A 13,065-nucleotide genomic window follows, 5' to 3' on the forward strand; every position below is an offset into this window, starting at 1 on the left:
TAAAAACGATAAGGAGACCAAGTGATGCGATTTATTCGAAATCTAATTCTTTTATCTCTAGTAGCAGTCGTAGGATTTTATTTTTTGGAACGAAATGATGTGTCTCCAGAAGCTACCATTCAATCCATTAGTCAGACTGTAAAAGAGAAGAAACAAATGCTTGAATCAAAAGTTGTTCCAGAACGAGAGGAAGAAGTGCCTTTAGAAGGGGAATTATTTCAATGGTTTGGAAAATCGTCCGATGACTTAGAACAACAGTTAGGAGATCCAAATAGAAAAGATCCCAGTGCATATGGATATACTTGGTGGGTTTATACAGATCAATCAGAACAATATGTACAATTTGGTGTACAGAACGGTGAAATAAAAACGATCTATGCTACAGGGAATCAATTAAATATGAAACCTGTATCCATTGGTGATTCATATGAAGAAATTGGTAAGGAGTTTTCATTTACGGAAGAAGTGAATTATCGAAATGGTCTGGCTTCTTATACATTCAAGCTGAAAGAAGAAGACCAAAATATGCGTCCACTTGTAAAAATATCAGATTCGATTTTTATGCAACTCTATTTCGATACATTTACAAATAAGTTATCCTCTGTACGTGTATTAGACGCTGATACACTATTAAAGCATCAGCCATATGAACTAAAGTATCGTGGAGATATGCCGTCAAAACCAGATTTATCTAATGAAGAATGGCAGAAAGTTGAAGAGGGAATGGAAAAGCAGATTTTCGATATAACGAATGTTATGCGGAACCAGTATGAGAAAGACCAATTAAAATGGGAAGCATCCGTTGGCGAAGTTGCATTTTTGCATAGTAAGGACATGGAGAACAATAATTATTTCTCTCATTCAAGCCAGGATGGAAGAGGATTAAAGGAACGACTAGATGCAGGAGACGTTTCTTTTACTTCAGCTGGAGAAAATATCGCGGCGCAGTATCCAGATGCTGCAGCTGCAATGGAAGGATGGCTTAATAGCGAAGGTCATCGGGAAGCATTGTTAAGCGATAAATTCACGCATTTGGGTGTGGGGGTATATCGGCTATATTATACACAGAATTTCCTAGCGAAGCCTTTTTAAGTAGATGGAGAGGAAAAGCTTACCACATAAAAAACGTGGTAAGCTTTTTTCACATCTATCATGATGGAACATAAAATGAATAGTACAGATGACCATATAAAAGAGGTGATGAGGATGAATGATACGAACTTGCATCCTTCAGTTAGTGAATTTAAACAGTTTATTAATCAACATCCCAAGCTGATTAAGCATATTAGAAAAAATGGCAGGCCGTGGCAAGAAATGTATGAAAAATGGGTGTTATTAGGAGAGGACGACCCATATTGGGAATCATTTAAAAGCGATAGTGAAGACAACAAAGAAGAAAAGAAAGAAAGTAAAAAAGATAAAAACTCGGAACTGTTTAGTCAGTTAGTGAAAATGACGGAGTCCATGGATTTGGATAAATTTCAAAAACAAATGGATCAATTCAGCTCGTCATTAGGAACAATTCAAGAATTGATAGGGCAATTTCAGAAGACAAAAGAAAACAAACAACCCCCAATTAATGAACGCATGGGCTGGTTCCGTGATTAAGGAGATAAATAATGGATCGAATGTGTTATGAATATTTACAGCGTAACCCGGAATTAAAACAGTTTGTTCGACTAAATCCTGTATGGTATCGTTATTTATCCAGAGATCCAAGTCTAATACCTGAGATGAAAAAAGAAGCAAAACGGTATTATGGAAAGACATTTCCCCAACAAGTTGAAAAGGTGAATAACCAAGTGCAAATGATTGGAATGCTTATGCAGTTCGCTGGTGCGATGAAAGATTAGTTATTTCCAGATCTAACAAAAGATGATAAGATGAAAGTGGAGGTGTATAGGATGATAGCGACAATGGAGTATGTAGATATTCTAGATCGTTCTGAGGAATTAGGAAGAATGGTATTGGATTCAGACGTTATGGAAGCCTATAATCAATCCCAAAAAGAACTTAATCAGGACCCTAAAGCACAAGAGCTAATTCAAGCGTTTAGTGATATAAAAACTCATTATGAAGATGTACAGAGATTTGGCAGGTATCATCCGGATTACAATTCAATTATGAAAGAAGTACGCAAAGCGAAAAGAGAAATGGATATGAATGATAAAGTAGCTTCTTTCAAAATAGCTGAACGTAATCTGCAGCAATTATTGGATGAAATCAGTAATTATGTTGCACATAGTGTCAGCGAACAAATTAAAGCACCTAAAGACGGCGCAGCATTGACTGATAGTGGTTGTGGCTGTGGAAGCGGTGGAGGCTGTGGATGTGCCTCTTAAGTTAAAATCTTAATTGTTGTTAGTGAGGATAAATGATATGCGGACAAAACGTCAAGGAATTATCGTTTGGTTTCAACATATGAAGAATCTGAAACAAATTAAACGTTATGGTCATTACCTATATAGTTCAAAGAAAATGAAGTATGCTGTCTTGTATATTGATCAGGATCAGATAGAAGTGATAGAAGCTAAACTATTAAAGCTTTCTTTTGTTTCGAAAGTCGATCGTTCGTATAAGCCTTTTATAAGAATAGATTTTGAAAATGCGAAACCAGACAAGGCTAAACAATATGATTATAAGATGGGCATTTAATCGATAAAAGCTGCGATATCACTCGCAGCTTTTATCGTGTACATGAATTTTACTTAAAAAAAGAAAAAACCTGCAGAAATAAATTATCTACAGGTCCCTTTGTTTTCCTGTTAGAAAACAAAAAGGCAAAGGGAGAGGAGAAACCGGAAGAAGAACTTATGGGGAAGAGTAAGTCTTCTCCGTGTTTGAAACAGCTAAGCTAATATATTAGCTGTTACATTAACCTAGTATGTACGTTGAAAAGAAATTTATACGCTTTCAAATAATATTTTTCTGAAGAATAATTCTTATTTTAGTTTCTTAACTTTTGTGGTAGGATAAATGTCGAATAGTAGTTAATTGAGGTGGAGTTATGCGCATAATTGCAGGAGAGCATAAGGGGAGACAACTAAAGTCTGTCCCCGGAAAGATGACCAGACCAACTACTGATAAAGTAAAAGAGGCTGTTTTCCAAGTGATTGGCCCATTTTTTCAAGGTGGGATAGTTTTAGATCTTTTTGCAGGTAGTGGAGGGCTAGGAATAGAAGCTTTGAGTCGGGGAATGGACAAGGCAGTATTTGTAGATAAACAGCCAAAAGCGATACATACGATTTATGAGAATATTAAACAATTTGGACTCGAAGAGAGAGTGGAAGTATTTAGAGCGGACGCATATCGTGCGATGCAAGCTGCTGCTAAACGTAATCTACAATTTGATTTGGTTTTGCTTGATCCTCCCTATAAAAAAGTTCATTATGAAAACCTACTACATGAACTTATCAAGCTCGATCTATTGAAACCAGAAGCTAGGATCTATTGTGAGCATGATCTATCCGAAAAGCTACCAACAGATTTGAGAGAGCAACACTTAGAGATTGTTAAACAGTCGAATTATGGTGGAACGATAGGAATCACGATTTATAAAAAGAATTAGAAGGGAGCACTTATCTTGACCAGACTGGCAATATGTCCTGGGAGTTTTGACCCGGTGACTTATGGACACTTGGATATCATTCAACGAGGCGCAAAGATATTTGACCATGTGATTGTAGCTGTATTTAATAATCAATCGAAATCACCTTTATTTACGGTAGAAGAACGAATTGATTTATTGGAAAAGTGTACTACTGATTTACCAAATGTTACGATTGATTCTTCTAATGGTTTATTGATGGATTATGCCAAATCGAAAAACGCCCAAGCAGTTATTCGGGGGCTTCGGGCTGTAAGTGATTTTGAATATGAAATGCAAATAACATCGATGAACCGAAAGTTAAATAAAGATATTGAAACCTTTTTTATGATGACCAATAACCAGTATTCGTTTCTAAGTTCGAGTATTGTGAAGGAGATCGCCAAATATCGTGGTAATGTAAGTGATCTAGTACCTGATGCAGTAGAAGCAGCACTAGAAAGGAAATTTAAACAGCTTTAAAGTAAAAGAGTCGAACAGACATTTTGTGTACTTCATCTAATGTCTGTTCTTTTTCTATAGGCAATAATTAGCGCTGCGCATAGAGATAGAATAGTTACCATAGGTCCTATTTCTGCTAATTGATTCAAAATTGTAACCCATAAACTATCACTTGTGCTTATCGATACTGGGATATCATTTGTATCAAAAGCTTGCTTATCTAAATACAATGGTTTGTAAAGAATGATTGTTAGAATGCTTGCAATAACACCATGAAGAATACGAGCAAAGAAGTAGGGAGCAAATCGTATATCCGTTTTTGCTAACACACTAGCAACCTGTGCTTGGACACTAAAACCATTAAACCCTAAAATAAAGCTAACAAGGATAGCTTGTATGAGTAATGTATCATTAACATGGGAAATGCTTTGTGCTCCAATTGTAATTTCAAATAGCCCGGAAAGTAATGGTAAAGCAAAGTCAGGGGACATTGAAAATAGCTGTAAAAGCTGTTCAAAGAAGATGCCGATAATAGAAGATAGTCCTACTAAAAAGAACAGTTTCGTTAAAACTGAAAATAAAACAATGAATCCTCCTACGGTTACTAGTGTTTTAACCGAATTAATCACTGAATCGCCTAAGATCTCGCCCAGTGGGCGTTTATCGCCTAACCTGGTTTGATGCATTTCGTGAAAAGCGGCAGTTAGCGACACTTTTCCTTTATGTTTTTTACTAAGCTTGTCTTGCTTTCTACCATAAAATCGCATGCATATCCCAACGATTGCATTACTGATATAATGACAGGCAGCTAATAAAATTCCGAGTTTTGTATCATGAAAAAAACCGACGGAAATGGCTGCAAAAATAAACAAAGGACTAGAAGCATTTGTAAAGGATACAAGCCTTTCTGCCTCGATTTGAGATAACTGTTGTTCTTCTCTTAACCGACTAGCAATTTTAGCCCCAGTCGGATAACCGCTGGCCATCCCCATCATCCAGCCAAAACTGCCAACTCCTGGTAGGTTAAACAGCGGGCGCATGATTGGTTCAAATAACACACCAATAAACTTCACAACACCAAAACTGATTAAAAGTTCTGCGGTTATGAAAAAAGGCAATAACGAAGGGAAAACAACTTCCCACCAGATATTTAAGCCACGAATGCTTGCTTCCAGTGCTTGATCTGGAAATTTTATTAAGGAAAATGCAATAAATGCAGTAATACTAGAAAATAAAATGGTTTTTAGTATTTGTGTCAATGTTGCGCCTCCTAAATCATTAGCCTTACTCTGTACTTATTCGGATGATAGTAGTAGAATTGGAATATCGTTGTTAGGGCTTTCTTTAATAAATGTACAAGTCTATTTAAATATACGCACATACATATTAATTTTATGCCATACACTTTTTAAACAGGGATGTTAATGGTGGTAGTGGAGGGTAAGAAATGACAAAAAAAAATTTAGCTAGCTTGCTACTGGTAATCGTCGCTGTCTATTTTTTGGCAGTTTATCAGCTCCCGTATTATATTTATAAACCGGGCGGAGCAGATGCTCTAAACCCAATTGTCGAAGTTGAACAAGGTTATGACAGTAAGGGAGACATGCATCTCGTGACAGTCAGTGGTGGACAAGCTACGGTTACGCAATACATATTAGCAAAGGTACTACCACATCATCAGGTAGTTCCAATAGAAGATGTATTCCCAGAAGGGGTTACGGATGATGAATATATGCATGTACAATTACAAATGATGGAAAATTCCCAAGAGGCTTCGACCGTTGTTGCTTACGAAGCAGCAGAAAAAGATATTACCATTGATTATAATGGAGTTTATGTTGTTTCTGTAGTGGAAGGAATGCCGGCTGAAGGCAAGCTTGCAATGGGTGACAGGATTAATGGTATTGATGGTAAAGAAATAAATGAAGCAGATGATTTAATAGAATATGTTGAAGGAAAGAAAGCAAATGATACCATTACCGTTGAATTTGTTAGAGATGATAAACAAATGACAGAAGAAATCGTCCTGAAAAAATTATCCGATTTAGGAAATAAACCAGGGATCGGAATTCAATTGGTAACCGACCGTGCTGTATCAGTGAATCCAGAGGTTCATTTTTCTAGCGGTAATATCGGAGGACCAAGTGCTGGCTTAATGTTTTCTTTAGAAATTTATGATCAATTAACAGAAGCGGATTTGACGCATGGATATGAAATTGCCGGTACTGGCGAAATTGACTATGATGGGAATGTACATCGAATTGGAGGAATTGATAAAAAGGTAGTAGCTGCCGATAAAGAAGGCGCAGATGTCTTTTTTGCTCCAAATGAAGAAGCTGGTGAAGAATCAAATTATCAAGTAGCTCGTAAGAAAGCAGAAGAAATTGATACCGATATGAAAATCGTTCCAATAAGAACATTTGACGATGCATTGCAATATTTACAGGATTTAAATTAAATAATAACAGGCCCTCCTTCTCTAGGGGGCCTGTTATTTCGTTTGTATTGGTGGATTTATTTCCTGTCTACGCAAGGTAATTTTATTTGTTGGTGGTAGAATGCTATAATAAGCATTACTTGCGCGTTCTTCGATTTCTAGCATCGGATGCATATGACGGCCGATTTTTTGAATAATTGGAACTTCCATCTGTTTCTTTTGTTGATGGATATAGGCTTGACCTGTTCTGTTAAAGCCAAGAATGCGTACATAAGGCAACTTTGATGGAGTGGATAAAATATCAATTTCCTTCTTTTTGGTATTGGTAAGAATATGTACAAACATGCGCTGTAATCTTGTCCAAGTATAACGCTTGGTTTTTAACTTCTCCATCCATTCGTTAAAGGAGCATACATTTCTGGCTGTTTTTTTAAGGCGATGTTCGAGCCCCTCATCAACTCCTTGAATCAGGGAAAGCTCTTGCAAGGATAATGTCAACACACGGTAATGAATATAAGAGAAATAATGATCCCAAGAATGCCATAACGATGCCTTGCTTTTATATTCCTCTATTTGCAATTTGGTAGCGTCAGGTATCGCATTCGTAATTGATGTTGTCAGTCTATTTTTATTTGAAAGTGTTTTTCGAATACTTGTTGCACTAGCGATCGTACCTGTTATGGATTGATCATGATAGCCACTTTGGCTTCGCTTGATGGTTAGAGGTGTAATTGACAAATTATAATCTAATATTGTCTTAACATAACTGAACCCTAGGATATTATTGGGTTTCGTCAAATCCATTTCTTCAGTGGAGATGTTGGTCTGCTGATAGGCTAAGCTGCTCGCTTCTGGAAATGACGCTCCATCTGCTAAATGACGCTTTAGTGTTTGTTGGTATTGATTTCGTTTTTCTTTAAAAAGGTGATAACTTCGAATAAAATGGGAAGTATCTCCAGATTCACTGCCAAAGCATAAACTTGTAATTCCAAGTTCTTTTAGTGTTAATATAGACCCTTTGGCAAATAAATCACTACTTTGCACCGCAAATGGATAAGGGAGTTCTACAACAATGTCAACCCCATTGCTAAGTGCCGCCTTTGTTCGAGAAAACTTATCAATAATAGCCGGTTCGCCGCGTTGTAAAAACGGACCGCTCATGACTGCAATTATACAGTCTGCCTGTGATGCTTTTTTTGCTTGCTCCACATGATATACATGACCATTATGGAACGGGTTATATTCAACTATTACTCCACATGCTTTCATTTCACCATCTCCCTGTAAGTATGTGTTTTATTGTAGCAGAAAGTTTAGACATTCGCATTATCAAGGTGTAGGATGACTATTGTAAAGAATTAAGGGAAGACTTTTTAAAGATAGAATGAAGTATTGATAAGGTTAAAATCTGTAAAGAAAATATGTTGACAAAAGACGTGTTTTCTTTTAAAATTACTCTTGTTGCCTTGAGGTGATTAAAATGAAATTTGCATTGGCTCAGTTGAAAAAAAGTGCTTACAATGAACCATTCACTTTTAATGAAAAAGTAGATGTTTCTGAACTGGAAAAAATGAATAATGATATTCGTCAGATTAAACCTGTGGACGTCTATGGACAGTGTTTTTTCCAAGGAGATAAAATTATCTTTTCCTTTCATATTACAGGAGAAATGATTCTCCCTTGTGCACGGACATTAGTAGATGTACCATATCCGTTTGATATACAAGCTGATGAAGTCTTTACGACATCATCCTTTATTACAAAAGAAGAGGCGGAAGATGAAATTCATCCAGTTGAGGGGGAAGTGCTTGACTTAGCCCCGCATATAAAGGAAAATGTTCTATTAGAGGTTCCGTATCGAGTATTTTCTAATGAAACAAATAACCAGCAGAATCCTCCTTCCGAAGGGGAAGGCTGGGAATTTATTTCGCAAGAAAAGAACGAAAAGACGATAGATAAGCGTTTTAAAAAATTGGAATCATTACTGAAAGATGACGAGACGGAAAAGTAATAACGCTCGGTTTTCTTATCTTCTATGAAGGAGGTGTAAGTCATGGCAGTACCTAAAAGAAGAACTTCTAAAAAAGTAAAAAATCAACGTCGTACTCATAAAAAATTACACGTACCTGGCATGGTAGAATGTTCAAATTGTGGGGAATTGACAAAACCACATCATGTATGTAAATCATGCGGACAATATGACGGGAAAGAAGTAGTAAGTAAGTAATTTGGAATAATTTAAAATTACGAGTAAACAGGTCACAGTAAGTGATCTGTTTTTATTTTTGTTAAAATATAGTTTGTCTATTTGCTGTAGGGAAAAACTAATAGTTGCTACTTGTATTGACGAAGAATGGGCATGAAAACGGCACGAAATTATTTAAAAATGAAAAAACTGTTAAAAATACATTCTATCACTCCTAGTTTTCGCATACATTGATAGCAAATGTATAAGGAGGGATGATATGAATGCAACGCGACAAGATGCCTGGACAAAGGATGAAGATATTTTACTTGCTGATACAGTCTTACGCTATATAAGAGACGGGAAGACACAATTAGAGGCCTTTAAAGAAGTAGCTAATAAGCTATCAAGAACTGCTGCTGCTTGTGGGTTTCGATGGAATGCTTCTATTCGCAAGCAATATCAGGATGCTATACAAACAGCGAAAGAAGAAAGAAAACAAGGAAATCGAAAAGATATTTGGAGTTTTTCTGAACCGCATGATCATGAAAGAGAAACAATAGAGACAGCTATTTTGTTATTGGAGCGCATGAAGTCCAACTTTGGAATTACGAATGAAAATCATCTAAAAGCACATCAAGAGAAGACAGAACAATTAGAAAAAGAAAATGCCCAATTAAAGGAAGTATTGGCTCGTTATGAAAATGCCTGGGAAGAAATGGGGAAACTTTGGAACTGGGTAAAACTAGAACCAGAAAAGGATTTACAAAAGTTGAAGTGAAAATAGAATGTGGAATTATTTATAGAACTTTTCTTCACGTTTATACATCCATTTACTAAATCAGTGTAAAGAAGACAATCTCTCGTATTTAAACACATCACTTTAAATAGACAATTAGTGTCTATACTGTTAAGAGGGATGATTTTCTTTTAAAACAAAACCTTGCCTGTTAAAAAAAGACATGAATGCATTCACACATTCATGTCTTTAGTTGTATATGGACGCCATATTTAATTAGTGTGTTCTTGTTCTTTAACACCTTCAGGTAGCCAAATTAACGGATTTTCCCCTAAATCCCTTTCCATTTCATAGTGAGCTTTTTGGAAGCCCATTTTTTCCCAAAAACCATGAGAATTAATGCGTGGATTTGTTTTAATTGGTATATTGTATCCTTTGGCAAAATCGACAAGTACTTTACCGTAGCCTTCCCCTTGATATTCAGGTAAGACTTCTAATTTCCACAGAGTTAAATAATCTTGGGCTGGCTCAAAGTAAAAATCGTATTTTTTGTTTATTTTATAAAGACTCATGCGGGCAATTAGACTGTCACCAATATAAATTCCGTAAAATGGTGAATCGTTTTGATTCTCGATCATATTGTTTTCAAGATCTTCAAGCATCGATAATTCTTGATTTCCATACTCCTTAAAATGTTTAAACTTTTCAAGTGTTTTATAATTGATCATGAGTTTTTCCACTTTCACAGCTTGCATAATAACTCCCCCTCGTATCTGTGGTGTATGGTTTTGTGAAATTATTTTTGCTTTTCTATATATTTATTATAATATAAAAAGAGGACAGATGAAATAAAAGAATGATAAAAGACCAATAATGGCATTTTTGTGGAGGGATTAGAATGGGGAATGGTCTTATCTATATTTTCGCATTTTTTATTACAGCTCCAATCGTAATTACATTTATTATTTATGTGATTGCTTATATGGCAAGCAATTACCGATTGAAAGCCTTCCATCATGCAGTAAATTGGACAACATGGTTATACATTATTTCCGTGATTGTTTTAACAAAAATGATCTTCGGAGTGCAAATGGTTGGTATCGTCATTGTATTATTGCTAATCATACTAGGTGCTATTATGTTTTCGCAATGGAAAATACAAACAGAAATCATACTGAGAAAAGCTTTGAAAATTATGTGGCGATTTTCTTTTTTATTGTTTGCATTTCTATATATTGGACTTATTTTGATTGGTGTTATTCAAAAGATAGTCAGTTAGCATTTGCTTATAAACAGATGACATGAAATTTTCGTTTTTTTTATGTACAATACATGAAGGACATTACATATAGAAGGAGCATGGGATCTATGCAGGTCGACCCTATCGTTTTGGAAAAACAAAACAAACTAGTAAAAGATTATCGAGATAATGCGGGGCAAATCACCGCTTTTTTTGACTATCCAATACCAAATAAGTTTTATCAGAGGTATCAAGATCTCAAAGAACGATGTTTTAAGCGAGAAGCGCTAAGCCAAGTACTACGTACGATTAATAAGCAGTGGGGTGCTCCGTCATCTACATATCATAATATCGATCGACTTGAAAGAGAAGATAGTGTTGTGGTTATTGGTGGACAGCAAGCTGGATTATTAACTGGTCCAATGTATACCATTAATAAAGTGATATCGATTATCCAACTTGCGAAAGAACAGGAAGAAAAATTGCAAGTTCCGGTGATTCCTGTTTTTTGGATTGCCGGAGAGGACCACGATTTTGAAGAAGTAAACCATGTATTTTTACCACATGAACAACAGATGAAAAAATTCAAGTTGCATGATCAAAATTGGGAAAAACGATCGTTGTCTGAAAAGGCAATCGATCACAACAAAATGGAAGAATGGCTCGACTCCTTGTTTGTTCAATTATCAGAAACAGATCATACGAAGGGTTTGCATGAACGAATTAAACAGTGTTTGTCTCAGTCTAATACCTATGTAGATTTCTTTTCAACGTTAATTTATCAACTATTTCCTGATCATGGATTAGTATTGATCGACTCAGGAAACCATCTCGTGCGTAAACTAGAAAGCGAGTATTTTATTCAATTAATCGAAAATCAACCCAAAATTAGTGAAGGGGTATGCAATGCGTTAATGGGTTTAGATCAATATGGTTATTCAGTATCGTTAGAAGTTGAAAAATCAGATGCGCATCTATTCTTTCATAAAGATAATGAACGAATCCTACTCCGACGAACAGCAGATGGACAGTGGCAGGGAAAACAAAATGAAGTGCTATTATCGACAGAGGAAATAATCTCAGTTGCCAAAGAAAATCCAGAGAGTTTAAGTAATAATGTAGTAACAAGGCCAGTAATGCAAGAGTTAGTCTTCCCCACTCTAGCTTTCATTGGTGGTCCGGGTGAGATAAGTTATTGGTCTGCTTTAAAACCAGCTTTTCATGCACTGGAAATAAATATGCCACCAGTATTACCACGTCTTTCCTTTACTATTATTGAGCGGCAAGTGGAAAAGTTATTAAAGGAATATCATATTTCTGCCCACTATGCAATCAACTATGGGACAATGGATGAGAAAAAGCAGTGGTTTGAAGAAAAGAATCAACCTGCCGTTGACAAAGTAGCGCAGCAAGTTAAAAAAGCTGTTGAAGAAGCACATGTACCGTTAAAAGAATTGGCTAAAGGCATGGGTAATGATTTAGGTGATTTAGCTGATAAAAACTTATATTACTTGAAAGATACGATAAACTTTTTAGAAGATCGGTTGATAAAAGCGTTAGAAGAAGAGCATTCAGAAGAGTTAGCAGCATTTAATTCCCTACACTGTACACTACAACCAGAAGATGGGTTGCAAGAACGAATATGGAATCCACTACCTTGGCTAAATCGTTATGGTTTAGAAATTATAAAAGAAATTACTGATCACTCTTTCCCACTTGAGAATGAACACTATGCTATTTATTTGTAATAATAGGGATAATCCCCCACTTTCATTTTATTTTATAAATTAAAGCCGTTATACCTTGGTATAACGGCTTTTTTGTTTGTTTTAAATTAGTGCTTAATGGTTAATTTTATGGCAGAAATAAATAAATTTAAAAAACTAGTGGTGAATAGTGGGGCAATGTGGTAATATAGATTGTACGAAGGTGGGGCGGACTATATGTTCATGGGTGAATACCAACATAACATTGATACTAAAGGTAGAATCATTGTCCCTTCTAAGTTCCGTGAAGAGCTTGGAGAAAACTTTGTTGTGACTCGTGGACTGGATAAATGTCTGTTTGCTTATCCAATGGAAGAATGGAAATTATTGGAAGAAAAGTTAAAAAAACTCCCACTTACAAAAAAAGATGCAAGAGCTTTTACACGGTTTTTCTTCTCTGGGGCTATTGAATGTGAAATAGACAAACAGGGAAGGATAAACATTCCACAAACTTTACGAAACTATGCTGCTTTAGAAAAGGAATGTGTCGTGATTGGAGTATCAAATCGAATTGAAATTTGGTCCAATGAAAATTGGGAAACGTATTTTTCTGACTCAGAGGAATCTTTCACAGAAATTGCTGAAAACCTCATGGACTTTGACATTTAAGTGATGAATTTTCATTTCAACTCAGATTACCGATTATGGAT

17 protein-coding genes are annotated in these 13,065 nt (G+C 35.8%); 14 read left to right on the top strand and 3 right to left on the bottom strand.

All coding sequences use genetic code 11. The features are described 5' to 3' along the window. Window positions 1-24: 24 nt before the first annotated feature. From JKP73_RS08890 to coaD, 7 genes are all read left to right on the top strand, one after another. Window positions 25-1,092, top strand: coding sequence for a CAP domain-containing protein (locus JKP73_RS08890; protein ID WP_160807229.1), 1,068 nt, complete (start codon window positions 25-27; stop codon window positions 1,090-1,092). A 60-nt stretch (window positions 1,093-1,152) separates the two neighbouring features. Beyond that, window positions 1,153-1,608, top strand: coding sequence for a spore coat protein YlbD (gene ylbD / locus JKP73_RS08895; RefSeq protein WP_234447091.1), 456 nt, complete (start codon window positions 1,153-1,155; stop codon window positions 1,606-1,608). Between the two features lie 11 nt (window positions 1,609-1,619). After that, window positions 1,620-1,853, top strand: coding sequence for a YlbE-like family protein (locus tag JKP73_RS08900; RefSeq protein ID WP_021291692.1), 234 nt, complete (start codon window positions 1,620-1,622; stop codon window positions 1,851-1,853). Window positions 1,854-1,904: 51 nt separating this feature from the next. Continuing rightward, a complete protein-coding gene (locus JKP73_RS08905) occupies window positions 1,905-2,342 on the top strand; it encodes a YlbF/YmcA family competence regulator (protein WP_021291691.1) in 438 nt (145 codons plus the stop codon). A 37-nt stretch (window positions 2,343-2,379) separates the two neighbouring features. After that, complete coding sequence (locus tag JKP73_RS08910) at window positions 2,380-2,655, top strand: YlbG family protein (RefSeq protein WP_038244490.1); 276 nt, start codon at window positions 2,380-2,382, stop codon at window positions 2,653-2,655. 352 nt (window positions 2,656-3,007) lie between these two features. Next, the gene (gene rsmD / locus JKP73_RS08915; protein WP_021291689.1) at window positions 3,008-3,568 is read left to right on the top strand and encodes a 16S rRNA (guanine(966)-N(2))-methyltransferase RsmD; all 561 of its coding nucleotides are present in this window, start codon (window positions 3,008-3,010) and stop codon (window positions 3,566-3,568) included. Window positions 3,569-3,583: 15 nt separating this feature from the next. Continuing rightward, window positions 3,584-4,069, top strand: a complete 486-nt coding sequence (coaD, locus tag JKP73_RS08920; protein WP_031335607.1) for a pantetheine-phosphate adenylyltransferase — start codon at window positions 3,584-3,586, stop codon at window positions 4,067-4,069. A 32-nt stretch (window positions 4,070-4,101) separates the two neighbouring features. Here coaD and spoVV read toward each other — a convergent pair whose 3' ends face one another. Next, entirely contained in the window at window positions 4,102-5,307 is a 1,206-nt protein-coding gene (spoVV, locus tag JKP73_RS08925; RefSeq protein ID WP_021291687.1) for a dipicolinic acid transporter SpoVV, read from the bottom strand. A 188-nt stretch (window positions 5,308-5,495) separates the two neighbouring features. Between spoVV and JKP73_RS08930 the strand changes: the two genes are divergently transcribed. After that, window positions 5,496-6,506, top strand: coding sequence for a SepM family pheromone-processing serine protease (locus tag JKP73_RS08930; RefSeq protein WP_200411129.1), 1,011 nt, complete (start codon window positions 5,496-5,498; stop codon window positions 6,504-6,506). Window positions 6,507-6,539: 33 nt separating this feature from the next. On the opposite strand, the gene JKP73_RS08935 is transcribed toward JKP73_RS08930, so the two are convergent. After that, window positions 6,540-7,754 carry a nucleotidyltransferase gene (locus JKP73_RS08935; protein ID WP_021291685.1) on the bottom strand — a complete coding sequence of 405 codons (1,215 nt, stop codon included), beginning with the start codon at window positions 7,752-7,754 and terminating at the stop codon, window positions 6,540-6,542. Window positions 7,755-7,965: 211 nt separating this feature from the next. Here JKP73_RS08935 and JKP73_RS08940 point away from each other — a divergent pair, with 211 nt between their 5' ends. The 3 genes from JKP73_RS08940 to JKP73_RS08950 all read left to right on the top strand — a co-directional run bounded on the left by JKP73_RS08940 (window position 7,966) and on the right by JKP73_RS08950 (window position 9,451). Then, on the top strand, window positions 7,966-8,496 hold the full coding sequence (locus tag JKP73_RS08940; RefSeq protein WP_021291684.1) for a YceD family protein: 531 nt from the start codon (window positions 7,966-7,968) through the stop codon (window positions 8,494-8,496). A 42-nt stretch (window positions 8,497-8,538) separates the two neighbouring features. Beyond that, window positions 8,539-8,712 (top strand): 50S ribosomal protein L32, encoded by a 174-nt coding sequence (gene rpmF / locus JKP73_RS08945; RefSeq protein ID WP_021291683.1) that lies wholly within the window; start codon window positions 8,539-8,541, stop codon window positions 8,710-8,712. A gap of 238 nt (window positions 8,713-8,950) precedes the next feature. Then, window positions 8,951-9,451 (top strand): RsfA family transcriptional regulator, encoded by a 501-nt coding sequence (locus JKP73_RS08950; protein ID WP_160807227.1) that lies wholly within the window; start codon window positions 8,951-8,953, stop codon window positions 9,449-9,451. Between the two features lie 230 nt (window positions 9,452-9,681). Here JKP73_RS08950 and JKP73_RS08955 read toward each other — a convergent pair whose 3' ends face one another. After that, window positions 9,682-10,164: an N-acetyltransferase gene (locus tag JKP73_RS08955; protein WP_021291681.1), complete on the bottom strand. Its 483-nt coding sequence runs from the start codon at window positions 10,162-10,164 to the stop codon at window positions 9,682-9,684. 143 nt (window positions 10,165-10,307) lie between these two features. Here JKP73_RS08955 and JKP73_RS08960 point away from each other — a divergent pair, with 143 nt between their 5' ends. The 3 genes from JKP73_RS08960 to mraZ all read left to right on the top strand — a co-directional run bounded on the left by JKP73_RS08960 (window position 10,308) and on the right by mraZ (window position 13,024). Next, window positions 10,308-10,688, top strand: a complete 381-nt coding sequence (locus tag JKP73_RS08960; RefSeq protein WP_021291680.1) for a DUF3397 domain-containing protein — start codon at window positions 10,308-10,310, stop codon at window positions 10,686-10,688. A gap of 80 nt (window positions 10,689-10,768) precedes the next feature. Further along, entirely contained in the window at window positions 10,769-12,397 is a 1,629-nt protein-coding gene (bshC, locus tag JKP73_RS08965; RefSeq protein ID WP_234447092.1) for a bacillithiol biosynthesis cysteine-adding enzyme BshC, read from the top strand. A 195-nt stretch (window positions 12,398-12,592) separates the two neighbouring features. Further along, complete coding sequence (mraZ, locus tag JKP73_RS08970) at window positions 12,593-13,024, top strand: division/cell wall cluster transcriptional repressor MraZ (RefSeq protein WP_021291678.1); 432 nt, start codon at window positions 12,593-12,595, stop codon at window positions 13,022-13,024. Window positions 13,025-13,065 lie beyond the last annotated feature (41 nt).

Origin of the sequence: Virgibacillus salexigens, assembly GCF_014905415.1 — a bacterium.
GTDB lineage: Bacteria > Bacillota > Bacilli > Bacillales > Amphibacillaceae > Virgibacillus > Virgibacillus salexigens.

Bases quoted from the DNA above. Each gene is read 5' to 3' on its own strand.
- JKP73_RS08940 (WP_021291684.1), top strand. From the start codon at position 7,966: ATGAAATTTGCATTGGCTCAGTTGAAAAAAAGTGCTTACAATGAACCA.
- JKP73_RS08950 (WP_160807227.1), top strand. From the start codon at position 8,951: ATGAATGCAACGCGACAAGATGCCTGGACAAAGGATGAAGATATTTTA.
- JKP73_RS08900 (WP_021291692.1), top strand. From the start codon at position 1,620: ATGGATCGAATGTGTTATGAATATTTACAGCGTAACCCGGAATTAAAA.
- mraZ (WP_021291678.1), top strand. From the start codon at position 12,593: ATGTTCATGGGTGAATACCAACATAACATTGATACTAAAGGTAGAATC.
- rpmF (WP_021291683.1), top strand. From the start codon at position 8,539: ATGGCAGTACCTAAAAGAAGAACTTCTAAAAAAGTAAAAAATCAACGT.
- JKP73_RS08960 (WP_021291680.1), top strand. From the start codon at position 10,308: ATGGGGAATGGTCTTATCTATATTTTCGCATTTTTTATTACAGCTCCA.
- JKP73_RS08930 (WP_200411129.1), top strand. From the start codon at position 5,496: ATGACAAAAAAAAATTTAGCTAGCTTGCTACTGGTAATCGTCGCTGTC.
- JKP73_RS08935 (WP_021291685.1), bottom strand. From the start codon at position 7,754: ATGAAAGCATGTGGAGTAATAGTTGAATATAACCCGTTCCATAATGGT.
- JKP73_RS08905 (WP_021291691.1), top strand. From the start codon at position 1,905: ATGATAGCGACAATGGAGTATGTAGATATTCTAGATCGTTCTGAGGAA.
- rsmD (WP_021291689.1), top strand. From the start codon at position 3,008: ATGCGCATAATTGCAGGAGAGCATAAGGGGAGACAACTAAAGTCTGTC.
- JKP73_RS08910 (WP_038244490.1), top strand. From the start codon at position 2,380: ATGCGGACAAAACGTCAAGGAATTATCGTTTGGTTTCAACATATGAAG.
- JKP73_RS08955 (WP_021291681.1), bottom strand. From the start codon at position 10,164: ATGCAAGCTGTGAAAGTGGAAAAACTCATGATCAATTATAAAACACTT.
- bshC (WP_234447092.1), top strand. From the start codon at position 10,769: ATGGGATCTATGCAGGTCGACCCTATCGTTTTGGAAAAACAAAACAAA.
- ylbD (WP_234447091.1), top strand. From the start codon at position 1,153: ATGATGGAACATAAAATGAATAGTACAGATGACCATATAAAAGAGGTG.
- JKP73_RS08890 (WP_160807229.1), top strand. From the start codon at position 25: ATGCGATTTATTCGAAATCTAATTCTTTTATCTCTAGTAGCAGTCGTA.